At 42.2% G+C, this 25760-nt stretch carries 29 protein-coding genes; 27 read left to right on the top strand and 2 right to left on the bottom strand.

Translation table 11 applies throughout. The features are described 5' to 3' along the window. Positions 1–245: 245 nt before the first annotated feature. Positions 246–1595 (bottom strand): MATE family efflux transporter, encoded by a 1350-nt coding sequence (locus tag INF29_RS09610; protein WP_072848650.1) that lies wholly within the window; start codon positions 1593–1595, stop codon positions 246–248. 279 nt (positions 1596–1874) lie between these two features. On the opposite strand from INF29_RS09610, the gene INF29_RS09605 reads away from it, so the two are divergent. From INF29_RS09605 to INF29_RS09475, 27 genes are all read left to right on the top strand, one after another. Continuing rightward, positions 1875–3263, top strand: coding sequence for an MATE family efflux transporter (locus INF29_RS09605; protein WP_072848630.1), 1389 nt, complete (start codon positions 1875–1877; stop codon positions 3261–3263). A gap of 65 nt (positions 3264–3328) precedes the next feature. After that, a complete protein-coding gene (locus tag INF29_RS09600; RefSeq protein ID WP_193486291.1) occupies positions 3329–3901 on the top strand; it encodes a 5-formyltetrahydrofolate cyclo-ligase in 573 nt (190 codons plus the stop codon). Between the two features lie 125 nt (positions 3902–4026). Further along, positions 4027–5433: a uracil-xanthine permease family protein gene (locus INF29_RS09595; protein WP_193486288.1), complete on the top strand. Its 1407-nt coding sequence runs from the start codon at positions 4027–4029 to the stop codon at positions 5431–5433. A gap of 379 nt (positions 5434–5812) precedes the next feature. Next, on the top strand, positions 5813–6475 hold the full coding sequence (gene sdaAB, locus INF29_RS09590) for an L-serine ammonia-lyase, iron-sulfur-dependent subunit beta (RefSeq protein WP_072848626.1): 663 nt from the start codon (positions 5813–5815) through the stop codon (positions 6473–6475). A 16-nt stretch (positions 6476–6491) separates the two neighbouring features. Next, complete coding sequence (gene sdaAA / locus INF29_RS09585; protein WP_087989029.1) at positions 6492–7376, top strand: L-serine ammonia-lyase, iron-sulfur-dependent, subunit alpha; 885 nt, start codon at positions 6492–6494, stop codon at positions 7374–7376. 92 nt (positions 7377–7468) lie between these two features. Beyond that, the gene (gene sstT, locus INF29_RS09580; RefSeq protein WP_193486286.1) at positions 7469–8698 is read left to right on the top strand and encodes a serine/threonine transporter SstT; all 1230 of its coding nucleotides are present in this window, start codon (positions 7469–7471) and stop codon (positions 8696–8698) included. A 168-nt stretch (positions 8699–8866) separates the two neighbouring features. Next, positions 8867–9163 (top strand): putative quinol monooxygenase, encoded by a 297-nt coding sequence (locus INF29_RS09575; protein WP_072848619.1) that lies wholly within the window; start codon positions 8867–8869, stop codon positions 9161–9163. 18 nt (positions 9164–9181) lie between these two features. Continuing rightward, positions 9182–9664, top strand: a complete 483-nt coding sequence (locus INF29_RS09570; protein WP_193486283.1) for a DUF402 domain-containing protein — start codon at positions 9182–9184, stop codon at positions 9662–9664. Beyond that, a complete protein-coding gene (gene radC / locus INF29_RS09565; RefSeq protein WP_072848612.1) occupies positions 9661–10347 on the top strand; it encodes a RadC family protein in 687 nt (228 codons plus the stop codon). The genes INF29_RS09570 and radC overlap by 4 nt, the downstream gene beginning before the upstream one ends. Positions 10348–10363: 16 nt before the next feature. Then, entirely contained in the window at positions 10364–10585 is a 222-nt protein-coding gene (locus INF29_RS09560) for a PspC domain-containing protein (RefSeq protein WP_087989023.1), read from the top strand. A gap of 27 nt (positions 10586–10612) precedes the next feature. Then, entirely contained in the window at positions 10613–11614 is a 1002-nt protein-coding gene (gene trpS, locus INF29_RS09555; RefSeq protein WP_159432851.1) for a tryptophan--tRNA ligase, read from the top strand. A gap of 139 nt (positions 11615–11753) precedes the next feature. Then, entirely contained in the window at positions 11754–12341 is a 588-nt protein-coding gene (locus INF29_RS14935; RefSeq protein ID WP_159432850.1) for a TetR/AcrR family transcriptional regulator C-terminal domain-containing protein, read from the top strand. Positions 12342–12478: 137 nt separating this feature from the next. Next, positions 12479–13039 carry an MntP/YtaF family protein gene (locus INF29_RS09545; protein WP_193486280.1) on the top strand — a complete coding sequence of 187 codons (561 nt, stop codon included), beginning with the start codon at positions 12479–12481 and terminating at the stop codon, positions 13037–13039. Positions 13040–13327: 288 nt separating this feature from the next. Further along, the gene (locus tag INF29_RS09540; protein WP_072848600.1) at positions 13328–13639 is read left to right on the top strand and encodes a YbjQ family protein; all 312 of its coding nucleotides are present in this window, start codon (positions 13328–13330) and stop codon (positions 13637–13639) included. 27 nt (positions 13640–13666) lie between these two features. Continuing rightward, on the top strand, positions 13667–14575 hold the full coding sequence (locus INF29_RS09535; protein ID WP_193486278.1) for a magnesium transporter CorA family protein: 909 nt from the start codon (positions 13667–13669) through the stop codon (positions 14573–14575). A 400-nt stretch (positions 14576–14975) separates the two neighbouring features. Next, the gene (thrS, locus tag INF29_RS09530; protein ID WP_087989018.1) at positions 14976–16883 is read left to right on the top strand and encodes a threonine--tRNA ligase; all 1908 of its coding nucleotides are present in this window, start codon (positions 14976–14978) and stop codon (positions 16881–16883) included. A gap of 294 nt (positions 16884–17177) precedes the next feature. Next, the gene (gene infC, locus INF29_RS09525) at positions 17178–17672 is read left to right on the top strand and encodes a translation initiation factor IF-3 (protein WP_054329437.1); all 495 of its coding nucleotides are present in this window, start codon (positions 17178–17180) and stop codon (positions 17670–17672) included. Between the two features lie 50 nt (positions 17673–17722). Continuing rightward, on the top strand, positions 17723–17923 hold the full coding sequence (gene rpmI / locus INF29_RS09520; protein WP_022254956.1) for a 50S ribosomal protein L35: 201 nt from the start codon (positions 17723–17725) through the stop codon (positions 17921–17923). A 31-nt stretch (positions 17924–17954) separates the two neighbouring features. Further along, positions 17955–18311 (top strand): 50S ribosomal protein L20, encoded by a 357-nt coding sequence (gene rplT, locus INF29_RS09515; protein WP_022254957.1) that lies wholly within the window; start codon positions 17955–17957, stop codon positions 18309–18311. 97 nt (positions 18312–18408) lie between these two features. Beyond that, positions 18409–19323, top strand: coding sequence for an AEC family transporter (locus INF29_RS09510; RefSeq protein WP_193486275.1), 915 nt, complete (start codon positions 18409–18411; stop codon positions 19321–19323). A gap of 151 nt (positions 19324–19474) precedes the next feature. Beyond that, positions 19475–20410, top strand: coding sequence for an AEC family transporter (locus INF29_RS09505; RefSeq protein ID WP_193486272.1), 936 nt, complete (start codon positions 19475–19477; stop codon positions 20408–20410). A 30-nt stretch (positions 20411–20440) separates the two neighbouring features. Further along, on the top strand, positions 20441–21235 hold the full coding sequence (locus tag INF29_RS09500; protein ID WP_306531115.1) for a hypothetical protein: 795 nt from the start codon (positions 20441–20443) through the stop codon (positions 21233–21235). Further along, complete coding sequence (locus INF29_RS09495; protein WP_193486270.1) at positions 21235–21831, top strand: lactate utilization protein; 597 nt, start codon at positions 21235–21237, stop codon at positions 21829–21831. The genes INF29_RS09500 and INF29_RS09495 overlap by 1 nt, the downstream gene beginning before the upstream one ends. A 108-nt stretch (positions 21832–21939) precedes the next feature. Continuing rightward, positions 21940–22452, top strand: coding sequence for a transcription repressor NadR (locus INF29_RS09490; protein WP_087989015.1), 513 nt, complete (start codon positions 21940–21942; stop codon positions 22450–22452). Positions 22453–22614: 162 nt separating this feature from the next. Continuing rightward, complete coding sequence (locus tag INF29_RS09485; RefSeq protein WP_281713767.1) at positions 22615–23691, top strand: PTS transporter subunit IIC; 1077 nt, start codon at positions 22615–22617, stop codon at positions 23689–23691. Positions 23692–24029: 338 nt separating this feature from the next. Beyond that, positions 24030–24518: a prolyl-tRNA synthetase associated domain-containing protein gene (locus INF29_RS09480; protein WP_087989013.1), complete on the top strand. Its 489-nt coding sequence runs from the start codon at positions 24030–24032 to the stop codon at positions 24516–24518. 125 nt (positions 24519–24643) lie between these two features. Next, positions 24644–24829 (top strand): hypothetical protein, encoded by a 186-nt coding sequence (locus INF29_RS09475; RefSeq protein WP_193486264.1) that lies wholly within the window; start codon positions 24644–24646, stop codon positions 24827–24829. Positions 24830–25679: 850 nt separating this feature from the next. On the opposite strand, the gene INF29_RS15080 is transcribed toward INF29_RS09475, so the two are convergent. Next, the coding region (locus INF29_RS15080) for an IS3 family transposase (RefSeq protein ID WP_330608303.1) at positions 25680–25760 on the bottom strand (81 nt) is incomplete at its 5' end.

Here is a 25760-nt window from a genome sequence, read left to right as displayed (position 1 = left end):
CAGCAGTGAATTGCCCATCGACTAATCCCATACTCTTGACTTAAAGCACGCTGACTTTCTCCTGCTCTGATTCGTGATACAACTTCCTCTCGTATCCCCGCTGGATACTTTTTCATTCCTTTTTTTCCGGACATAGCGAGACCCCCTTATGTAGTTCTATTATCCTACATAAGGGGGCTTTTTGTCATTGTCCGTTTTTACTGGACCTGTTCATTGGAATTTCGTGCCTTTTATATTTCCTGTAGTTAGGGCATAACCACTTTCTTTTCTTTCTGTAATTTGATAAAGAAGCCAATACACAAAAGCAGTTCAAAGAGGGCAGACATAGGTACCGCAATACCAATGATGAGCAGGTTCGTGCCCGGCAGACGGCTGAGGAAATAGGAAAGGGGAATACGTACCAAGAATACGGTCAAAACCCCCTGAAGCAAAACAAACTTTGTTCTGCCTCTGCCGTTGAAATAGCCCAGCATACAGAAGTTGATGGCTGTCAGCAGATATTCAAAGGAACAGCTTTTCAGATATAACTGGGTGGATGCAATAACTTCCGGGTCATTGGTAAAGATAGACGCCAGAAAATCTCCTTGCAGGAATGTCAGCAGGAACACCATGAATCCACAGCAGAAAGAGATTCTTACTGCTACAAAGAATGCCTTTGTGGCGCGGCTGATGTTGTTTGCCCCAACGTTCTGCGCAACAAAAGCGGAAAGGGCAGACATGAAGCTCATGGGTACCAGCGCAAGGAAAACAAAAAGTTTTTCCGCAATGCCGACGCTGGCGGAAGCAACAACCCCCAGAGAGTTGAGGATGGATGTAATGATCAAAAAAGATACCGTTACCTGAAAATCCTGCGCGGCAATGGGCAGACCCAAAGAAATGATTCTGCGGACAGCGCCTTTTTGCTTGAAGTCAGAAAGTTTCAAGCGGAAGGGCAGGCGACGCTTTTTGGTGTATTTCATATAAACAATGGAGAAGAAAAAGCTGCTTGCCTGTGCAATGACCGTTGCCAGTGCCGCACCTGCTGTGGACATGTGGAACAGCCCAACAAAAACAAAGTCCAGAATGATATTAATGGTACAGGCAATCAATACAAATAAAAATGGAGATCTGGAGTTGCCCATACCACGGAAAATGCCGCTGACAGAGTTATAAGCGGTGATGAAAATCATACCAGAAGCACAAATGCGAATGTAAGTAATGGTTTCGGGCAGGGCTTCTTCGGGAACACGCATCAGCAGAGATGCCTGTTTTGCAAAACAAACAAGAACCACTGTAATCAGCAAAGCAATGCAGGTGAACAGTTTGATCTGTCCAGCAACAATATGGGCAGCTTCTTCCGGTTTTTTTGCACCGATGGCTTGCCCCAGCAGTACCGTTACACCCATGGTTAAGCCAGTAATGATGACAGTTGCTGCCTGCATGACCTGTCCGCCGGTAGCAACAGCGGAAATGCTTGCGGTGGTACCAAATTTCCCTACGACCATCAAGTCAACGCCGCCGTATAAAGCCTGTAGTACCAGCGACATCATCAGTGGGATTGCAAAACGAATCAGGGGCGCAGCAATTTTTCCTTCCAGAAATGTGTTGTTTTCCATAAAATCCTCCTTGCAAAAAAAACGCTAACAAGAATATACCCTTGTTAGCGTTAGTGTATCAAACGAAGCATTCCGTGAATGCTATATCATTATAAGGGGTGGGACAGTAAATGTCAAGGAGAATTCCGAAAGGAATTTCACCAATTTTCACGGGTAAACAGCGATATTTTTCAGCAGAAAAAGGCATGTTTCTTTTTGGAAAAATGGTTGACTTCGGATATGGGAATGTGTTATGTTTTATCCGTTTCTATTGCAAAAATCAGGGATGGAGGGAGCCGTATGCGCAGAGAAAATAACCTTGGCACAGACAGCATGGCAGGATTGGTAGTACGCCTTGCCATACCAGCGATGTTGGCACAGTTTATTAATGTGTTGTACAGCATTGTGGATAGAATTTTCATTGGGAATATTCCAGAGATTGGCGCCACGGCACTGGCTGGTGTTGGGATCTGCGGACCGATTGTTACCCTCATCACTTCCTTTTCTATGTGGGTTGGCATTGGTGGCTCTCCATTGATGAGTATCAAAATGGGGGAGAATGACCGAAAGGGTGCCTCTCAGATCATGGCAAACTGTTTTCTGATGATGATTGTCATGGCAGTTGTGATTACCCTGCTGGTGATTTTGTTCAAGCAGCCATTGCTGATGCTGTTTGGTGCCAGTGAAGTGACGTTTCCCTATGCAAATACCTACATGACCATTTATGCGGCAGGTAGTATTTTTGCTATATTATCCATGGGGATGAACACGTTCATCATCTGTCAGGGATATTCTAAAATCGCTATGATGTCTGTCGTTGTGGGGGCAATTACAAATATCGTTTTAGACCCTGTATTTATTTTTGGATGTAATATGGGAGTAGCTGGTGCCGCCGTGGCAACAGTCATTGCGCAGATGGTATCCTGTGCATTTGTACTGCTGTTCCTTTTCGGCAGAAGACCGCCAGTACGCATTACTTTTGGCGGCTATAACCGGACATTGATGTTTCGAGTTTTATTGACAGGGCTTTCTCCTTTTATTATTGTGGCGCTGGATAGTGGATTGATCATTGCCATGAATATGGTTTTGCAGCATTATGGCGGTCCTGGATATGGTGACCAGCTGGTAACCTGCAATACCATTGCACAGAGCTTCTTCCTGATGGTTACACTGCCTATGGGCGGTATGACAGGGGCTACACAGCCAATTCTGGGATTTAACTATGGTGCTTGCCAGATGGATCGTGTCAGAAGCGGACAGAAATATACACTGATTCTTTGCCTGATCTTTACAGCTGTGATGATGGTGGTGGCACATGTTTTCTCATCATATTTCGTAAGACTGTTTACAAATGATGCCTTTTATATGGAATTGTCTATGAAGGCCATTAAGATTATGACACTGATGATTTTGCCTCTGGCTGTGCAGTATACCATTGTGGATGGCTTTACAGGTTTGTCTGCAGTTAAATATTCCATTGTACTTTCTACATTCAGAAAGCTGCTCTATTTTGCGGCAATGATGATTTTCCCGTTGCTGTTTGGGATTGAGAATGTCTTTTTTGCAGAACCTGCTGTTGACTTGATTAGTGCAGGGGTATCTGTATTGGTATATTTGAAATGTATGAGTGGCATCCTGCGCCGGAGAGAAGAAAAAGTGGCTCTGGAACTGCGGAAGTCTGCTGCATAAAGAATGAGGAATCCAAAACGCTGTGGTGTTTTGGATTCTTTTCTATATAGAAGGAGGCGTAAAATATGGATAAAAAAATGGAAAAGAAGCAATGCCGTAAGAAAATACAGAAAAAAATAGCTGTGCTTACGAAAGAATATAATGAAGAAGCCAGTCAGAAGATTTTTGCTTTTTTGTGTGAAATGGAAGTTTTTCAAAAAGCAAAATCCATATTTTGTTTTGTTGGTACACCGTCGGAAATTGATACCCATTCCATCATTCAGTATGCATGGAAACATCATAAGAAAGTAGCCGTGCCAAAATGTCTGGAAAAAGGACATATGGAAGCATATATCATTACAAAAGAAGGAGATTTGGAAGTGGGAAAATTCGGCATTATGGAACCGAAGGAAGAATGTAAGGTGCTGATGCCGGAACAGATTGATCTGATTATCCTGCCGTGCCTTTCCTGTGACAGAAAAGGTAATCGGTTGGGATATGGCGGCGGATATTATGATAGATATTTGGAAAGATGCAATGGCGTTCGTGTTGTAATTTGCAGAGAAAAACTGATGTTGGATGAAATTCCGTCAGAAACTTTTGACCAAAAAGGGGATTTTCTGGTTACGGAAAAGGGCATATTTCCCATAAAAAGCTAAGAAATCCTGTTTGTGGAAAAAGAAAAACAGGATTTTTTTATGACAAGTGTTTACATTTGTCGAAAAATCAAATAAAATGAGTTTTGGTAAAAATTCAAGTAAAAGGTATGTGAGGGAAGAGGACTATGAAAGACACAAAAGTTTTATCTGGAACGGCATATTCCTTTGAAGGAAAAATGCCTCTGCGTCAGGCAATTCCACTGGGACTGCAGCATGTACTTGCCATGTTTGTAGGGAACCTGACACCATTGCTGATCATCACAGGCGCATGTGGTTTGGGCGTTGGCAGTGAATTTGCGGATCTGCAGGTTAGCCTGCTGCAAAATGCTATGTTGGTTGCAGGTTTGGTAACATTGCTTCAGCTTTTTGCCATCGGTCCCGTTGGTGGGAAGGTACCCATTATCATGGGGACAAGTTCCGGCTTTATCGGCGTATTTAACAGCGTCGTTGCCAATATGGGCGGCGGTGTTATTGCTTACGGTGCTATTATGGGGGCATCCATTATCGGCGGTTTGATGGAAGGCGTACTGGGATTTTTCCTGAAACCCCTGCGTAGATTTTTCCCGCCTGTTGTAACAGGTACCGTTGTATTGTCCATCGGGCTGTCTTTGATTTCCGTTGGTATCGCTTCTTTTGGCGGCGGCAGCGGCGCAGCAGACTATGGTTCCATTGAAAACCTGCTGCTGGCTACATTTGTACTGGTGGTTATCCTGATTGTAAAACATGGCACAAAAGGTTTTACAAGCACATCTTCTATTCTGATCGGTATCATTGCTGGTTATATCGTTGCTTTCATCATGGGTTTTGTACTGCCTACAACAGGTGTGACAGCAGACGGCGTGGAATACACAAAGGCTTGGGTGCTGAACTGGGATAAAGTCAGAGAAGCAAGCTGGTTTGCAGTACCTGCACTGATGCCAGTGAAGATCATTTTTGACTGGAGAGCCATTGTACCGGTATTGATCATGTTCGTTGTAACAGCTGTAGAAACTGTTGGTGACATCTCCGGTGTTATGGAAGGTGGTATGGGTAGAGAGGCAACTGACAAAGAACTGTCCGGTGGCGTTATCTGTGACGGTTTAGGCTCCACTTTTGCTGCTATTTTCGGTGTACTGCCAAACACTTCTTTCAGCCAGAACGTTGGTCTGGTTGCTATGACAAAAGTTGTTAACCGTATGGCGCTGGCTACAGGTGCAGTATTCCTGATTCTGTGCGGTCTGATCCCCAAACTGGGTGCACTGGTTTCCATCATGCCTCAGGCTGTTCTGGGCGGCGCAGCAGTTATGATGTTTTCCTCTATCGTAGTCAGCGGTATCCAGCTGGTTACAAAAGAACCTATGACACCTAGAAACCTGACCATTCTGTCTGTAGCACTGGGCGTTGGTTATGGTATTGGCGCAAACAGCGCAATTTTGGCAAAAGCACCTCAGGCACTGCAGCTGATCTTTGGTGGTTCCGGCATTGTGCCTGCAGCAGTTGTTGCAATTGTATTACATGTACTTTTGCCCAAAGATGAAGTTGTAAAAGGTTAATTTTGAACAAAAAAAGTGATAAAACCTGATATTTCGGTTTTATCACTTTTTTATTGCAGTCAAAAAGTAACAATGAATTTTATGAAACAATAGAAAAAATCAATTGGTAAAATTAAATTAGTTTATAATTTTGGGAGAATTGGCAAAAAAAGACATAGTATTTTTAGTAGAAATCATAAAAATTTTTGTACTGTCTTTCGTACAAAGACAAATGTTTGAGCAATGTATGAAAATGTCCTTCCGTTGTAAACTTTTTTTGCTATTTCTATTGACTTTGTAGAATTTTATCATATATAATTGTAGTGACCAAAATCTTAAGATTTTAATAAAACTTTAAGATTTCTGGGAAGGTTTAAAAGAATGAATAGGGGAGGATATTATGTTACAGGCATTTGACATTATCGGTCCGATCATGATTGGTCCATCCAGTTCCCATACAGCTGGTGCTGTGCGTATTGGTAAGTATGCACGGTCCATTCTGGGCGCGACACCTGTAAAAGCCCATATCCGTTTCAGTGGTTCCTTTGCGAAAACATACAAAGGACATGGTACAGATAAAGCGGTTATTGCGGGCATTTTGGGTATGGATACAGATGATGCACGCATTCGTGTCAGCATGGATGTGGCAAAAGAAGAAGGTCTGGCATTCGAATTTGAAGAAGCAGATATCGATGGTGCTCACCCCAATACAGCAGAAATCACTCTGGAAGATGCAGAAGGAAGAACTGCACAGGTACAGGGCGCTTCTGTTGGCGGCGGCAACATTGTCATCAATAAAATCAATGGCACCGCAGTTTCCATCAACGGGAAATCTGATACACTGGTAATCCCTCATCAGGATATTCCAGGTATGATTGCGGTTGTTACAAAAATCTTGGCAGAAAAAGGCGTAAACGTTCATGGCTTCTCTCTGTGCAGAGACCACAAGGGCGGTACGGCTGTTATGACCATCGAAATCGATGGTGATATCAATGAATCCGTGCAGGATGCAATTCTGGAAAATCCTCATATTTTCTCCTGCACCATTCTGAAAGCAATTTAAGGAGAGAGGTGAAACTATGTTTAAATACGATTCTTTGGCAGATCTGGTTGCAGCAGCAACACAGGCAAACGAACCTCTTTCCAAAATCATCCTGCGTGAACAGGCTGAAGCTACAGAAAGCACAGAAGAAGCTCTGTACGCGCAGATGGAACGCTCTTTAGAGGTTATGCGTGAATCTGTAGAGGAAGGTCTGGATCCAGACAAACGTTCCGCAAGTGGTTTGACTGGCGGCGACGCATACAAAATGATGCGTGCAGTACAGGAAAACAGAAATATCTGCGGTAAAATCTTTGGGGATGCCATGACAAAAGCACTGGCTGTTTCTCAGACCAATGCTTGTATGGGCAGAATTGTTGCGGCGCCTACAGCAGGCAGCTGTGGTATTTTGCCTTCTGCTCTGCTGACCATTTCCGAAAGCAGAAACATTCCCAATGAAGACGTGGTAATGGCATTGTTCACAGCATCTGCTGTGGGTATGGTCATTGCAAACAACGCAAGCATTGCTGGTGCAGCAGGTGGCTGTCAGGCAGAATGCGGTGCAGCAAGCGCTATGGCAGCTGCTGCTATCGTAGAAATCTGTGGCGGTACACCTAAGATGTGTGAACATGCATGCGCCATTGCATTGAAAAATATTTTGGGTCTGGTTTGTGACCCTGTTGCAGGTCTGGTAGAAATCCCCTGCATCAAGAGAAACGCAGCTGGTGTTGCCAATGCATTTGTTGCGGCAGAACTGGCGCTGGCAGGAATTGAAAGTGCGATTCCCGCCGATGAAGTTATTATTGCAATGAAGAAAATCGGTGATGCTATGTCTTCTACACTGAAAGAAACAGCAGAAGGCGGTCTGGCTGTAACACCGACAGGTAAAAAGCTTTGTGAAAAAGTATTTGGTTGCTGCCAATAAAAGGGGAGGCAAAAATACTTTCAATATTAAGTTCGTACAACCTGACAAAACGCAATATTGAACATTTATAATTTAATAGGAGAATCATAATCATGACAAACATTCTTAGTAAGTGGAATAGCATTAGCTTAGTAAAACGTATTATTTGTGGCTTGATTGTGGGTGCTATCCTGGGTCTGGCTGTTCCTGGTGTAACAGGAATCGGCATTCTGGGTACTCTGTTTGTAAGCGCTCTGAAAGCAATCGCGCCTGTACTGGTATTTTTCCTGGTAATTGCAGCTCTGGCTTGCGGTAACGAAGGCGGAGGCAAAACCATGGGTCGTGTTGTTATCCTGTATCTGATAGGTACATTCCTTGCAGCGGTAGTAGCGGTAATTGCCTGCCATTTCATCCATGTAACACTGCCTCTGGGTGACGTTGCAGCTGCTGAAGGATACGAAGCAGCTGGCGGTATGGCAGAAGTATTCACAAACCTGCTGACAAACATCGTAGCAAACCCTCTGGGTTCCATCGTTGATGCGAACTACCTGGGTATCCTGGCTTGGGCTGTTATCTTCGGTCTGGCTCTGAAAGCTGCATCTGATACAACAAAGAAAGCACTGTTCGATTTCTCTGAAGCTGTTTCTCAGGCAGTTAGATGGGTAATCAGCTTTGCTCCTTTCGGTATCATGGGTCTGGTATTCACAACAGTTTCCACAAACGGTCTGGAAATCTTCGTAGAATACGGCAGACTGCTGGCTATCCTGGTTGGCTGTATGGCATTTGTTGCTCTGATCCTGAACCCTATCATCGTGTTCACTCAGATCAAACAGAACCCTTACAAACTGGTATTCAAATGCCTGAGAGAATCTTTCGTAACAGCTTTCTTCACAAGAAGTTCTGCTGCTAACATCCCTGTTAACATGAGCCTGTGTAAATCCCTGGGTCTGGATGAAGACAACTACTCCATCTCTATTCCTCTGGGCGCAACAATCAACATGGCAGGTGCAGCGATCACAATCACAGTTATGACACTGGCATGCGTAAATACCATGGGTATGGAAGTACCTCTGGCAATGAAAGTTCTGCTGAGCTTTGTAGCAGCAATTTCCGCATGTGGTGCTTCCGGTGTTGCCGGCGGTTCCCTGCTGCTGATTCCTCTGGCTTGCTCCCTGTTCGGTATCGGTAACGACATCGCAATGCAGGTTGTAGGTGTAGGTTTCATCATCGGCGTTGTTCAGGACTCTTGCGAAACAGGTCTGAACTCCTCCACAGACGCACTGTTTACAGCAGCTGCTGAATTCCATGATTGGAAAAAAGAAGGCAAAACACTGCCTATCTAATTTCATAAAAAATAAAATTACAGGTTGTACGAAAACCCTGCTGGCTTTGGTCAGCAGGGTTTTATTTTTTTATACATTTTTCTTTGCTGCCTTGTTTTTTTCTAAAAAATTCATTATAATTTCATATATGTATCATGGCGAACAGCATGAAGAAAGGAAAGATGCAATATGATTATGCTGATTGCAAAAAACACCTTAATGGAAGGAAAGCAGAAAGAATTCACAGAACTGGCGGAAAAACTGGTTTTGGCTACAAGAAAAGAAGCCGGTTGCATTGCTTATGATTTGGTTGCAGACCAGGCTGATGCCTGTGTTTATTATTTTGTAGAAAAATATCAGGACATGAAGGCACTGGAGGAACATCGTGCAACAGCACATTTCCAGAGCATTGTACCTCAGTTTGGTCCGCTGCGGACAAAGCCTTCAGAGGTTTCCATTTGTGATGTACTGCCATTTACAGAGTAATAGAAAAGGGGATAGCGTATGGGACACCCGGTGTTATATAGAAAACGTTTTATGCCGCAGGAAACCATTTTGCTGCGGGATGATATTTTAGTTTATCAGGATGAAAAGGTAATCGTCACAAAATGGAATGTTTTTCGTCCAAAGGCAAAATTCAGCCACGGTGTATCCTGTTATTTTTTGGAAGACGGCTATAAAGTCAGTAAGTTTCTGAATGATCAAGAGGAATTGGTATATTATTATTGTGATATCATTGATACTACCTATGATGCCCAGGAAAACAGCTATCTTTTTACAGACCTGTTGGCAGATGTCATTGTTTACGATTCGGGATTTGTAAAGGTTGTTGATTTGGCAGAGCTGGCAGATATGCTGGATGAAGGCGTTATCACAGAAGAACTGGTGAAAAAGTGCCTGCGTCGTCTGGAAAAATTACTGAAAATCATTTATGGAGGTAATTTTGGCGAGCTGACAAAATATCTGGAAATTGAGGGAAGTAAATGAGCGAAAATGTGCATAAGGGGCATCGGGAGCGCATGCGTCAGCGATTTTTGGCTGAAGGTGCGAAGGGTTTTGCAGACCATGAATTACTAGAATTATTGCTGTATTATGCTGTGCCGCGGGGAGATGTGAATCCGCTGGCGCATAAGATGTTGGCTGAATTTGGAACACTTTCTATGCTGCTTTCTGCAGATCCAGCGGACATCAGCCGCAGATGTGGTGTAAAAGAAAGTACAGCAGTGCTGTTGGTTTTGCAAAGTGCGTTGGCACATCGTTTGCAGCAGGAAAAATGGCGGGATAAACCTGTTTTGGATTCTGTTTCCCGCGCAGGCGCTTTTGCTGTAGATCTGCTTTCCCATTATCATTATGAACGATTTTATGTCGTATGCTTGGATAATCGGAAGCAATTGATACACACATGCATGATTTCGGAAGGCACGATAGATGAATCTGTGGTGCATCCCAGACTGGTGGTGGAAGCTGCCCTGCGTTATCAGGCTTCTTCTGTGATCCTGATGCACAACCATCCAGGTGGAACGCTGATGCCATCTTTTTCCGATGTGGAATTAACTGCACGTATGGCAAGAATTCTACATGAAATCGGCATAGAAGTGGCAGACCATATCATTGTTGCGGAAAACCAATACTTTAGTTTTTTGGAACATGATTATTTAAAGAAAAAATAAACAGGAGGTTTTGAATATGAAGAAGTTATATCGTTCTAAAAATAATGTGAAAATCTCCGGTGTTTGCGGCGGTTTGGCGGAATACTTCAATATCGACGCAACACTGGTACGTCTGATTTGGGTTTTGGTATCTTTGCTGACCAGCGGGTTCATTGGCTTAATCGTTTACGTGGTATGCGTGTTTGTCATTCCCGTTGATGACGGATATATTGATGCCGAATTTGACGAAAAGAAATAATTTTTGATAGAAAGTGAGGAAACGAAAGTGGAAGAAAAGAAAAGAATATTCAGTGGCATGCAGCCTTCTGGCATGATTACTTTGGGGAACTATTTGGGTGCATTGAAGAACTGGACAAATTTGCAGGATGATTATGACTGCCTGTACTGTATCGTAGATATGCACGCTATCACCGTTCGTCAGGACCCTGTGAAACTGCGCAAGCAGGCAAGGGATCTGTTGACACAGTATCTGGCAGTAGGCATCGATCCTGAAAAAAATACTATTTACTATCAGTCTCATGTATCTCAGCACGCAGAACTGGGCTGGATTTTGAACTGCTTCACTTATATGGGTGAATTGAACCGTATGACACAGTTCAAAGATAAAGCTGCAAAACATTCAGACAATATCAATGCAGGTTTGTACACATATCCTGTATTGATGGCATCTGATATTTTGCTGTACCAGACAGACCTGGTACCCGTAGGGGAAGACCAGCGTCAGCATCTGGAAATTACCAGAGATATTGCAGGACGTTTCAACGGCATTTACGGCGAAACATTCAAGATTCCTGAAGCATATATCGGCAAGGTTGGCGCAAGAATCATGTCTTTGCAGGAACCTACCAAGAAGATGTCCAAATCTGATGAAAACAAAAACAACACCATTCTGCTGATGGATGAACCTGCTGTCATCATGAACAAAGTAAAACGTGCCATGACTGACTCCGGCAGCGAAATCCGCCACGGTGAAGATAAACCCGGCATCACAAACCTGCTGAACATTTACTGTGCTTGCACAGGCAAAACAATGGAAGAAGCAGAAAGAGAATTCGATGGTGCAGGCTATGGCGCATTCAAAACAGCTGTAGGTGAAGCTGTAGTAGCAGAACTGGAGCCTGTTCAGAAACGTGTAAAAGAACTGGAAAAGAACAAAGATTATCTGGACGAAGTGATCAAATACGGTGCAGAACGTGCCGGCAAACTGGCAGCCAGAACATTGACAAAAGTTCAGAAGAAAGTGGGATTCCCTCCCGTTATTCGATGATTAGAAAACTGGAAATGGACGAGGTGTATGACACCTTGTCCATTTTTTATAGGAAATACGTGATGACTTGGGGAAAGTTGCATTTTCTGTTAAAATAAGGTATACTGAATCGGTATTCTGCGGAATTGAGGTGATGCCGGTGAATCAAAAAACGCAAATGACGAAGCAGATATTGGCAGAGAGCTTGAAAAAGCTGATGCTGCACCATAGTTTTGAAAAAATTACCATCAAAGACATTACGGATGCGGCAGGTTTTATCCGCCCAACATTTTATAACCACTTCAAAGATAAGTATGATCTGGTGGAATGGATTTTCACGGAAGAAATCATCCGCCCGGGAGAACAGCTTTTTGATGTAGGTTTATTTCGTGAGGGCATTCGCCTGATGCTTGCCAATATGGAAAAAGAAAAGGATTTTTATGTGCGTGCAGTGAAAATACAAGGACAGAATTCTTTTCGTGAAATCGTTTTCCATGCATTTGTTACATTGATTCAGAAGGTTTTTGCAAAACGCACACCTTTCCCAGAAACAGTGCCTCATTTTTTCCGTCCGGAAATTTTAGCAGAATATTATGCCAATGCAGAAACGTTTCTGCTGATGAAGTGGCTGGAAAGTGGTATGCCCATTTCTGCGGAAGAAGTGGAAAAAGCCCATTGGTCACTGATCACCGTTTCTTTTGAAGATGTTGTGAAAGAGGTTTCCGGTGAAGAAAAGGAAAATAGATAAAAGTGCTTTATTGTATAGAAAGCATAAACAAATATACAGTTTTGTATGATAAATGAAAACAGCAATGAAAGACTGCATCTGTAAGATGTGGTCTTTTTCTTTATACTGGGAAGAAGAAATGGGGTGAGGAAATGTCCATGATGATCTATGTATTGGTATTATGTGGATTGGCATTGGAAGCTTTTCGGCTGTCTATTGCTGCCGGTGCCATTCAGGCGAACTTAACAAAAAGAAAAATCATTCTGCTGGGAGGAATTTTCGCAGCAGTACAGCTTGTTTTGTTTTTGCTGGGAATGGTATGCCTATGGAAGTGGACGGATTTCCTCTCAGTTTCTGGAAACCTGGATAATATAGCAAAAATAGGAAGTGTGATTTTTACTGTTCTTGGTTTTGCGATGATTTTTCTTGGCATACGGGAAAAAAGACTGGAGGAAAGCTGTATTCATCCATGGTCCGTGGAGGGATTTGCTCAATATGCTTTCAAACATGGTCTGATGTTTTTATGCGTAGGTTGTGCAGCCATTTACTGTATGGGAAAAATCTTTTGGTATGGATTGGAAATTTTTTTGATTTTATTTCTAGCTTCTGTTTTTGGTTTGGCTTATGGATATTGGCAGGGAATCAAAGGATGGCGGAAAGTGCGCATTGTGACAGGATGTATTTGGATAATTGCGGCAGTTTGTCTTTGGAATGTTTAAAAAAGCACCATGAATTTTTCATGATGCAGTGAGAATTATTTGTGTTTATAACCGGTGTAGAATGCCATAAATCCGCAGAACAGCATTGCCCAAGCCCAGAAACGGTGTTGTTTCATTTTGTTCACCTCTTTTCTTTTTTTTTAAAAGTTAACTAAAACTAATTTTAGTTTACTATTGCTTATTCGTGGTGTCAAGAATTTATATTTTTGTAAGATAAAATGTTTTCTTTTCTAAAAACTGTGTGATATGATGAAAAAAAGCACGGTATAAAGAAAGGAGCGAATGGATATGTTATTGACAACAACAGAACTAGTTATGGGTAAAGAATACGATGTTTTAGGCTTGGTAAAAGGTGCCACTATTCAAAGCAAAAACATTGGCAAAGACTTTGGCGCGGGTCTGAAATCCATTGTAGGCGGTGAATTAAAGGGGTATACAGAAATGATGGAAGAAGCCAGAGACATTGCCATGCAGAGAATGGAAGAAGAAGCGAAACGTCTGGGGGCAGACGGCATTGTAGGCATTCGCTTTTCCACAAGTGCCATCATGCAGGGTGCAGCAGAGGTTATGGCGTACGGCACAGCAGTAAAATTTAAATAATGTGAAATGCAGGAGGGGGTGGAAGCAGTGTATTTACAGATTGATGAAAGCGGCTACCAGTTTGTAGAGGAACAGCCGGAAAATCGGGCGTACATCGGCATTTTTACGTATGATATGATGGAGGAGCAGGCGCGTCTGCGGAGCATATCTTATCGTGTTCTGGAGGATGCCAGACGCTTTGGTTTTGCTCGTTATGACAGTTTTGAAAATTATGACTGCATCAGTCTGGAAATGCCGGACTTCCACAATGTCCTCATTAGCCACGGCAGTGTGGTTATTTATCTGGAAAAAAATTATGCATTGTTTTTCACCTCTAAAGCCCAACACGTCAGACACGTTTTGCGGGATTGCGCCGAAGGGCTAGGAGAGCGGATTTCTTTCCAACGGCTGATTTATCTTTTTCTGGAAACCCAGACAAAGGAAGAAGAAGTGGCATTTGATAAAATTGAAAAAGAAATTTTGGAATTGGAACAGGCGCTTATTACATCCCAGAAGAAGAATTTTGTGTCAGAAATCATCCATCTGCGGAAACGTCTCATGCTTATGAAGCGGTATTATGAGCAGTTTTTGAATCTGCTGGATGTGGTAACTGAAAATGAGAATAACATTTTTGACGGAAAAACACTGCGGTCTTTTAAAATGCTTTCCAGAAGGATGGAGCGCAGTTATCAGAATGTACTGAACCTGCGGGAAGCTGTGACACAGATTCGGGAATCCTATGAAGCGGAAGTGGATATCAGTCTGAATACTACCATGAAGGTCTTTACAGTAGTAACAACCATTTTTCTGCCTTTGACCCTCATTGCAGGATGGTACGGCATGAATTTCCAGATGCCGGAGTATGGATGGGAACATGGTTACTTGATGGTCATCCTGCTTTCTGTGGCTTTTATTGCCATTGGCATTGCCTTTTTTAAGAAAAACAAGTGGTTCTGAGGTGAAAATGTATGTTTTTTAGCTCCCGGAAATCTTCTGCGAAATTTTTGCAAAAAGTGTTGACAGCAAATTTTTGTGTGATATAATCTGATATATAAACGTCGACGAGGACAGTAGTCCTTTTCGGGTGGTCAGAGAGGGATATCTCGGCAGAGTTTCTGTCGTGGCTGTGAGTATCCTGCACCTGAGAAGAGTACGAAAACCACCTCCGAGTGGCCCTAATCCGGCACGGCCGACACCGTTATCGTCAAAATGAGTGGTTTTCTAAACAATAAGGGTGGAACCGCGGGAGATTATAACTCTCGTCCCTTTTCCGAAAGGAAAGTGGACGGGATTTTTTTATTGCAAAAAAATCGCACTTTCCAAAGCAAAAAATCACATGCAAAAGGAGAGATTGGATATGAAGATTACACTGAAAGACAATGTAGTAAAAGAATTTGACAGCGCAATGTCCGTTCTGGATATCGCAAAATCCATCAGCGAAGGTCTGGCAAGAAACGCTTGTGCAGGTATCGTTGACGGCGAAGTAAAAGATCTGCGTTATGTAGTAGACAAAGATGCAGAAGTAAGCATCTGCACATTTGAAGACGAAGCTGGTAAAATCGCTTTCCGTCATACAACATCTCATATTCTGGCACAGGCTGTAAAAAGACTGTACCCTGAAGTAAAACTGGCAATCGGTCCTGCAATTGCAGACGGTTTCTACTATGACTTCGATAAAGAAAAAGCTTTCACACCTGAAGAACTGGAAGCTATCGAAGCTGAAATGAAGAAGATCGTAAAAGAAGATCTGCCTATCGAACGCTTTGAACTGCCTCGTGCAGAAGCAATCAAATACATGGAAGAAAGAGAAGAACCCTACAAAGTAGAACTGATTCAGGATCTGCCTGAAGATGCAGTGATTTCCTTCTACAAACAGGGTGACTTCACAGATCTGTGTGCAGGTCCTCACCTGATGAGCACAAAACCCGTAAAAGCAATCAAACTGACATCCGTAGCAGGCGCTTACTGGAGAGGCAGCGAAAAGAACAAAATGCTGTCCCGTATCTATGGTACAGCTTATCCGAAGGCATCCGAACTGGAAGCTTACCTGACAATGATGGAAGAAGCCAAAAAACGTGACCACAGAAAACTGGGCAAAGAACTGAAACTGTTCACAATGCTTGAAGAAGGTCCTGGTTTCCCCTTCTTCCTGCCTAATGGTATGGTACTGAAAAATACACTGCTGGATTACTGGAGACAGATCCATAAAGAAGCAGGCTATGTAGAAGTTTCTACACCTCTGATCCTGAACAGAGACCTGTGGTACAGAAGCGGTCACTGGGAACACTACAAAGATAACATGTATACAACAGTTATCGATGATGAAGACTATGCAATCAAACCTATGAACTGCCCCGGCGGCATGCTGATCTACAAACAGGATATGCATTCCTACAGAGATCTGCCTATCCGTATGGGTGAAATCGGTCTGGTACACAGACATGAAAAATCCGGTGCTCTGCACGGTCTGATGCGTGTTCGTTGCTTCAACCAGGACGATGCTCATATCTTCATGACACCTGAACAGATCAAAGACGAAATCAGTGGCGTTATCCGCCTGATCGACGGCGTTTACAAACAGTTCGGCTTCAAATATCATATCGAACTGTCCACAAGACCTGAAGACAGCATGGGTTCCGATGAAGATTGGGAAATCGCTACAAACGGTCTGCGCAACGCGCTGGAAGAAAACCATATCGAATACACAGTAAACGAAGGCGACGGCGCATTCTATGGTCCTAAGATCGACTTCCATCTGGAAGACTCCATCGGCAGAACATGGCAGTGTGGTACAATCCAGCTGGATATGCAGATGCCCGAAAGATTCGAACTGGAATACACAGCAGCAGACGGCAGCAAAAAACGTCCTGTTATGATTCACCGTGTATGCTTCGGTTCCATCGAACGTTTCATCGGTATCCTGATCGAACACTTTGCGGGTCAGTTCCCTACATGGCTGGCTCCTGTTCAGGTAAAAGTACTGCCTATTTCCGAAAAATTCTCCGATTATGCGAAAGAAGTATCTGACAAACTGGATGCAGCTGGTATCCGTGTACAGACAGACTACAGAGCTGAAAAGATCGGTTATAAGATTCGTGAAGCAAGAAACGAAAGAGTGCCTTATATCATCGTAGTTGGTGAAAAAGATCAGGCAGTCAACAAAGTTTCCCTGCGTTCCAGAAAGAACGGCGAAGAAGGTCAGATGGATCTGGCAGACGTTATCGCAAGAATCCAGGAAGAAGTTAGAACAAAAGCTCTGGATTGATAAATAAAGCATTCAGCAGAAGCCCCTGTGCATCAGGGGTTTCTGTTTTTTCAAAATATTTGAAAAAAACATTGACGCGAAGAGAAATGCGTGATATAATTTCTCAGGTAACAAAGAAGAAGTTCCGCTTCTCACCTTATGGCATGGGCTGATAAGGTTAATACAGTAGTACAAAACAGGGGTTCCTCTGTTTTTCTGTGTGCGCGGCGGATTTCTTCCGGCGCTATTTTTTATGCAGCCGAAAAGGGAATATTTCAAAAAATTTTTAGGAGGTGCTTGGCTATTACTGACTTAATGATTAACGAACAAATTCGGGACAAGGAAATTAGACTGATTGACGAAAATGGCGAACAGCTCGGCATCATGTCTTCCAGAGACGCCCAGAAAATCGCTGACGAAAGAAAGCTGGATCTGGTGAAAATCGCACCGACAGCAAAACCGCCCGTATGTCGAATTATGGACTACGGTAAGTACAAATTCGACCAGGCGAAAAAAGAAAAAGAAGCGAGAAAGAAACAGAAAACAGTGGACGTAAAGGAATTGCGTTTGTCCCCCAGTATCGATACCCATGATGTTCAGGTTAAGGTCAAGAAGGCCAACGAATTTTTGAAAAACGGGGATAAAGTTAAGGTAAGCATCCGTTTCAGAGGTCGTGAAATCGGTCATTCCAAAGCGGGTATGTTGATTTTGGAAAACTTTGCAAAAGAAACAGCAGAATTTGGCGTGATTGACAAAGAACCTAAGATGGAAGGCAAAAGCCTGGTAATGTTCCTGGCGCCCAAAGGCTGATAAGCCGGCAGAAAACAGTAAACAAAATGGTTTTTTAGGAGGAATACGAAATGCCTAAGTTGAAAACAAAAAAAGCAGCAGCGAAAAGATTCAAAATCACTGCAACAGGTCAGCTGAAAAGACAGAAATCCAATACACAGCATATTCTTGGTAAAAAGTCCAGAAAGAGAAAAAGAAATCTGAGACACGCTACAACAGTAGACAAAACTGTTCTGAACAGCGTGAAAAAGAGACTGTTACCTTACGCATAATTTCGAGGATATTTTTTAGGAGGACTTTAACATGGCAAGAGTAAAAGGCGCGTTGAACGCTAGAAAAAGACATAAAAAAGTACTGAAACTGGCTAGAGGCTACCGTGGCGCTAGAAGCAAACAGTACAGAGTAGCAAAACAGTCTGTAATGAAAGCAATGGCATTTGCTTTCGCAGGCAGAAAACAGACAAAGAGAGATTACAGAAGTCTGTGGATCACAAGAATCAATGCAGCAGCTAGAATGAACGACATCTCTTACAGCAAACTGATGCACGGTCTGAAACTGGCTGATGTAAACATCAACAGAAAAATGCTGGCTGAACTGGCTGTATCTGATCCCGCTGCTTTCACAACACTGGTAAACACAGCAAAAGCAAAATTGAGCTAATCAATTTTCGGGTAGGAAATAATGGATAAAATCTTGCAAAAGCAGGGTTTTATCCATTTTCTTTTTTGTGGATTATCTGTTGGGGAGGTACTGTGGGATGGAAGCGATCATTGTAAAGGCTGCAGGTTTTCTGCTGATCATTGCACTGGGATTTATACTCAAAAGTGTTGGATTGTTTCGGGCAGAAGATAGCCGGGTTTTGGCAAATCTGGTATTGAAGATTACGCTGCCCATGTCCATTATCCATAACTTTGCGACACTGACATTAAGCAAGACCCATTTGGTGCCCATTGGTCTGGGTTTTTTGACAAACTTTGCCGTCATTGGTCTGGTGCTTTTGCTGACAAGAAAAATGAATGGTGCAAGACGTGCCTTTTTTCTAATCAATTGCGCAGGGTACAACCTAGGGCTTTGCGTACTGCCGTATCTGCAAAGCTTTTTCGATGCAGAAGCAGTTGCCATTATTTGCATGTTTGATGTGAGCAATGCCATGATGTGTTTTGGCGGTACATTTACCATTGCCATGACGGTAGCAAAGGGCAGAGGACAGATGGATAAAAAAGAAATTGTCAGAACACTATTTTCTTCCATGCCTTTTGTTACATATTTACTGATGATTGTCATGGCAGGATTGCATCTGCGTTTCCCGGAACCTGTTTACACTGTGGCAGGGATGATCGGAGAAGCAAATGCCTTTTTGGCAATGTTTCTCATTGGTCTGCTCTTTGAACCAAAAATCAGACGCAGCGAAGCAAAAGATATGATTTCTGTCATTTCTATTCGTCTGATTGCAGGCATTGCATTTGCTTTGATCATTTATTTCTGTTTGCCGCTGCCGCTGTTGTACCGTCAGGTTTTGGCACTGGTGGTTTTTGGACCTATTTTGAGCGTTGCTCCTGTGTATACAGAACGTTGCGGATATAACCGTTCTGTTGCCGCAGTGCTCAATTCTTTTATGCTGCCATTCAGCCTTTTGATCATTACAATCTTGATGATGGTGATGCATATATAGTTAGAATTTCTCCGAACAATCATGCAGTTCGGAGATTTTTTCTGTATTGTTTTCTGAATTTGAGAAAATATTGCGTATCAGGAAAAGTGTGATAAAATAATAAGAATATGGGGAAGTTTATGAAGAGATAGAAAGGAAAAGGAGATGGATAATGGAAGTATTTATAACAGCAGTAAATAAATTGATTATCATTTTTTTACTGGTTTTGATTGGTTGCTTTGCGAAGAAAAAGGATATCATTGATGATTGTTTTATTGATAAGTTTTCTGGATTTTTGACAAAAATTGTTGTGCCTTGTTTCATCATTTCATCCATGCAGCTGTCTTATACACCGGAATTGCTGCAGAAAGGTATTGTGGTTTTTGTAACTTGTATGATCATGCATATCTGGGGCATGTTGGTCGGCTTCGGAACAGGCAAGCTCTTCCGTGTGCCTCATATGAATCTGGGTATCTGGGTGTTCAGCTGTATGTTTGCTAACATTGGCTTCATGGGTGTACCTGTCATTTCTATGATCTTTGGCGGAAACAGCGTATTTTACTGCGCATTTGCCACTGCGGCATTTAATCTGGCATCTTATACACTTGGGATCTGGATTATTGGAAGATATGGCGATGGCAGCCATCCAGTGGAAATTTCTCTGCGTCAGTTATTGAAATTGCCAGTGAATATTGCCATTATCATTGGTATGATTCTGTTTATTGGCAATATCCAGTTGCCGGAAGCCATTGGCGGTACTGTGAAAATGGTTGGGGATATGATTGCACCTTTGGCAATGATTTATATCGGTGCTGTTTTGGGACGGATGCACCTGAAGGAAATGATTTATGATCGTTGGGCGTATGTGATTTCTATCATTCGTTTGATTGTGGTTCCACTGACAGCCTATCTGATGCTGCGTCCTTTTATCACAGATCAGCTGGTTTTGGGCGTTGTCATTGTAGGGCTTTCGACACCAATCGGTGCGTATTGTGCCATTTTGGCAGCCCAGTATGGAGCCGATGAAAAAACAGCTTCTCGTTATATCTTTATTTCAACAGCTTTGAGCATATTGACCATGCCATTTTTCTTCTTCCTGTTTATTTAAGAAATATGGCAAAGAAAGGATGTGTTCTGTTTGGATCATAAAAAAATGTCAAAACGTACAAAACGCCGTTTGACCATTCGCGGTGTTTTGTCTGCGTTGATTATTTTGGTTTTGGTACGTTCTATTATTATGGGAAGCTATGAAAATGCTTTTGTATGCATTTTGTCATTGGTTTTGTTTTGCGTGCCTATTTTTCTGGAAAAGCATCTAGCCATTGATATTCCGTCAGTTATGGAAGGAATTATCTATTGCTTTATCTTTGCAGCAGAAATTTTGGGCGAGATCAATTCCTTCTATACACTGATTCCCGGATGGGATACCATGCTTCATACACTCAATGGTTTTTTGGTGGCAGCAGTGGGATTTTGTCTGGTGGATTTGTTCAACCGCAGTGAACGGATGACATTTCGGTTATCTCCGTTATTTTTATCTATTGTTGCTTTTTGTTTTTCCATGACCGTAGGCGTTTTGTGGGAATTTTTTGAATTTTCTATGGATCAGCTCTTACATACGGATATGCAGAAGGATTTTCTTGTGCAAAGCGTTAATTCTGTATTGCTGAATCCATCAGGGCTGAACAATGTTGTCCGTGAACCCATCACCAGTCTAGTGGTCAATGGACAGGACTGGATGGAATTCCCGGGCGGATATGTGGATATTGGTCTCATTGATACCATGAAAGATTTGATGGTAAATTTCATTGGGGCAGTTGTTTTTTCTATTATTGGATTTTTCTATGTAAAAACAAGAGGGAAAGGCAAAATTGCTGCATCTCTGATTCCTGTTGTATTGCATGAGGAAGAGAAGAAAGAGGAGGAGTCATAATGGCTGATTTTGGGAAGGTAGCAGAAAATCTGAAAAGACGTGGATATGCTGTCAAAGAATTTGCAACAGCAAAAGAAGCGGCAGACTATCTCAATGGAGAAATTGATGGCGTCAGTGTTGGCTTTGGCGGTTCTGCTACATTGGATGTGATGGGACTGTATGATATGCTTTCCAGCCATAATACCGTTTATTGGCACTGGAAACAGGATAAGGATATGGCACGAAAGGCAGCTATGCAGACAGACGTATACCTGACTTCCGCCAATGCGTTGGCGGAAACAGGAGAAATCATCAATATTGACGGCGTTGGCAATCGTGTGGCATCCACATTGTTTGGGCATCAAAAAGTTTATTATGTCATTGGTGAAAATAAGCTGGAACCGGACTTTGAAAAGGCTGTTGCCCGTGCCAGAAATATTGCGGCACCTCAAAGAGCGGCACAGTTCGGAAAAAAGACACCCTGCGTTGTGACAGGAAATGGATGTCAGGATTGCAGAAGTCCAGAACGGGTTTGCAGAGCAATGGTCGTTCTGTGGGAACCTATGATGGGTATGGATGCAGAAGTGATTCTCATTCATGAAAATCTGGGGCTGTAAAAAAGTTTCGATTGGAAAAGAATGGAAAGGGAAAGACTTTTCAAGTTTTGTTTTCTGTGATAATATGTTTGAAGCAGAGAGTGATCATAAGGGAAGGGAGGCATACCCTTGGAAAGCGAAAAAAGGCGGCAGAAAATCATAGAATTGCTGAAAAAACAGGAAGAACCCATCAGCGGCAGTCAATTGGCGGAACAATTTGGCGTGACTCGTCAGGTCATCGTAAAGGATATGGGAATGATCAAAGCGGGAGGACTGCCTTTGCTTGCGACAGCAAAAGGGTATTTGCTCCAGAAAGAAACAGATGGTTTACATAGACGAGAAATCCGTGTATGTCACAACAGAGAACAGATTGGTGATGAAATGCAGCTGATCGTAGATTTGGGCGGATATATATTGAATACCCATGTGGATCATCCCATATACGGCAGTGTTGGAGAATCTTTACGGATCAAAAGCCGCAGAGATATCCAGAATTTTCTGGCTAAAACGGAAGAAACAGGATGTATGCCCTTATTGGCACTGACCAATGGCGTACATAGCCATACCATTGCCGCAGAAGATGAACAGACATTGGATGAAATCTGTGCGGAACTGCAAAATGCTGGATATCTGCTGAAATAAATCATATGGAAATGAAAAGGATAAACCTCTTTAAAAGGGCGTTTATCCTTTTTTTGATAAAAATGTATGAAGAGAATGTCTTGCTTTTTTTGACGGAATATGATACCATACAACTCATGTAAATATAGGTGTATATACACCTTGAAAGGGGCGGAATATTTCGTGGAAAAAAATACAATTTGGCAGAAAATACTCAAACGCTATTTTATCAATGGTCTGAATGGGATGGCTTTGGGGTTGTTCTGCACGCTGATTGTAGGTTTGATTATCAAACAAATCGGGACATTTATCGGCGGCGATGTGGGGATGTTCATTGTGGCATTAGGTAATTTTGCTACTATGTGTACAGGGGCAGCCATTGGTGTTGGTACAGCTTATGTTATGGAAGCGCCACGGATGGTTGTGTTTTCCTCTGCTGTGACAGGTCTTTTGGGCGCAAACGCCGCAGCTTTTGCCAATGGGACATTGTTCCCGGAAACAGGCGGTATGCTTCTCAGCGGCGCTGGTGACCCTCTGGGGGCATTCATTGCAGCATTAGCTGGTTTGGAAATCGGGCGTCTGGTTTCCGGCAAAACAAAAGTGGACATCATCGTAACCCCTGTGGTGACCATTGGTGTGGGCGGCTGTATTGGAACACTCATTGGTCCTCCTTTGTCCGCAGCTATGACGCAGTTGGGGGATTGGATTCGGGTAGCAACCTATTTGCAGCCGTTCCTCATGGGGATTGTCATTTCTGTAGTTATGGGTGTTGCGTTGACACTGCCTATCAGTTCTGCGGCGTTGTCCATTATTTTGGGATTGTCTGGTCTGCCTGCTGGTGCGGCTACCGTTGGCTGTTCTGCGCAGATGATTGGCTTTGCTGTTGCCAGCTTTCGGGAAAATAAATGGGATGGGCTGCTGGCACAGGGCATCGGCACTTCTATGCTGCAAATTTCTAACATTGTGAAAAATCCTTTGATTTGGATTCCGCCTACGCTGACTTCAGCTATTTTGGGACCTTTGGCAACGGTGGTTTTTCAGATGGAAAATAATCCCGCCGGCGGTGGCATGGGTACCAGTGGTTTGGTGGGCCAGATTATGACATGGCAGACCATGGCTGGCAGCAGAGGTGCAGGATTGCTTTTGTTCCAGATTCTTTTGCTCCACTTTATACTGCCTGCCATTTTGTCTTTTATTTTTTCCGAAATCATGCGGAAAAAAGGCTGGATTCGTTTTGGCGATATGAAACTGGATATTTAATGTAAAAAAGCATCGGAAACTGTGACGGCTGTTTTCTCATGAAGCAGCCCCTGAGCCATCCGATGCTTTTGCTATATGTAAAATAAAGTATGAGGGGGATCTAAACAAGGAAAAGAACCCGAGGGAAGCGGGTTCTTTTCAAAAGGGGAGGGTATGTATTACTATGTCTTCTTGCTTTGCCCTTGCTTTGGACACTTATAGGATACAAAATGACTGTGAATGCCGTATGTAGAGAATGTAAACAATTTGTGAACAATTCCCCTTTTTTCGGGAAAAGATTGCCATTTCATGCCGGAAACCGTATAATGAAGCCATTGAGAGAAAAAGGGGGTACGCATATGTATCAGAAAGAAGATGTGAGAAAGTTTTTGGATGAAAAACAGATTTCCTATGAATGGTTTGATCATAAAGCAGTATTTACCATTGATGAAATGCTGGAAATTGGTCTGGAAAAAGAAGAAGATATTGCCAAAAATCTGTTCCTGCGGGATAACAAAGGCAAACGCCATTTTCTGGTAGTCATCCGTGAAAATAAGCAGGCAGATCTGAAAAGCTTGGGTGAAAAAATTGGCGCAGGTCGTCTTTCCTTTGCTTCAGAAGAACGCCTCATGAAATATCTGGGACTGACGAAAGGCTCTGTAACACCTTTTGGCATTCTCAATGATACAGACTGTGCAGTGGAAGTGATTTTTGACGAAGATTTCCGCAATCTGGATGCCATTGGCGTACATCCCAATGACAATACGGCTTCCGTTTTTCTTGCTTTTTCTGATCTGGTGCAGATCATTGAGGAACACGGTAATTCCGTTACATTTCTTTCCTTATAATGTATGAGAAAAAACCGTTTTTTCTGGGAATTTGCCATTGAGGAACAAGTCGTATTGTGGTATACTAAATCCAAATGCGGACAATTTTTGTTGTGCGCAGAATAACAATATAGAAAGGAAATTCCATGGAAAGACAAAGAACAACTGCCCTGCCTGCGGAAGCGGAACTGGCGCGGCAAATGGAATATATCCGCGAGATTCGTCAGGAAAACGACAGATATTTTGCGGAAACCGGCAAACACAAAAAGTTTTATAGTTTGGCTATGGGCTGTCAAATGAATATCACTTTCTATAAAAAATATAAAGGCTGAATAACCTTGATATATCAAAGTTTTTTCTGGTTTTAAAAAAGAGATAAAAAAATAACATGTTTTTTATCTCTTTTTTTGTTTTATTTGAGTGTAATATCTGGTTTGGATTTCATAAAAAAGGGTAAAATGGGATGATAAAAAAAGAGGTGTTTTACACCTCTTTTTTGTTTTTATAAATAGTTGGTTGTCACTGCAAAGTCTTTTTTGTGATTAATATATATTCTTTGTTTTTGTATATCTTGAAAATGATTCACTTCTCATATTTATCGTTTATAGAATAATAAGTGATTTATTTCTTTAATTTTATCGTTTATAAAAGATAAATTTTTATTGATTTTCTAATTACCTTTTTCAATATTACGAGAATACTTAGGCTCAATATGATCATACTTATAAGGAACGTACTTCTGAAGCTACGATCAGCTATATTTTGATTGTTGAATGCTTGCTATTCGCATCTATTTGTTTATTATAGATCCATCACCACTTTTATTATATATATTTTAAGCCTTTCTAAGGCTGTATATAGAGTTTTGGTATAAGGGTAATAAAAAATTATTGGTTAAAAATAAAATCCGCTAATTTAGCTTTAGAATTGGTTTTAAGAGTATCTGTTGTCAATGCCATTATAAATGAATTTTTGAGTTAACCACTTTGAAAACAATTTCCAGAAATTGTTTTATCAATAGTAATTTGTTTGATTTAGCTAAAAAAGATGAGATTTGGTTTCATTAAACAGTGTGAAGGTTGAAAGATTTGGTATATCAACATTTTTAAATTAAAAAAGCTGAAAAAACACCTCTTTGAACTGAACCCAAAAAGTTAGACAATATTTTCAAATTAAAATTGTTTAAGAAGCCAGAAGGGCTTGTTGTCTGTAAATTGCAGGTGGCAAGCCCTTTAACTTTGCTTTGATTCGATGGTTATTATA

Origin of the sequence: Anaerotignum lactatifermentans (assembly GCF_014982935.1) — a bacterium.
Lineage (GTDB): Bacteria > Bacillota > Clostridia > Lachnospirales > Anaerotignaceae > Anaerotignum > Anaerotignum lactatifermentans.
This window is presented reverse-complemented; position numbering and strand designations above follow the sequence as displayed.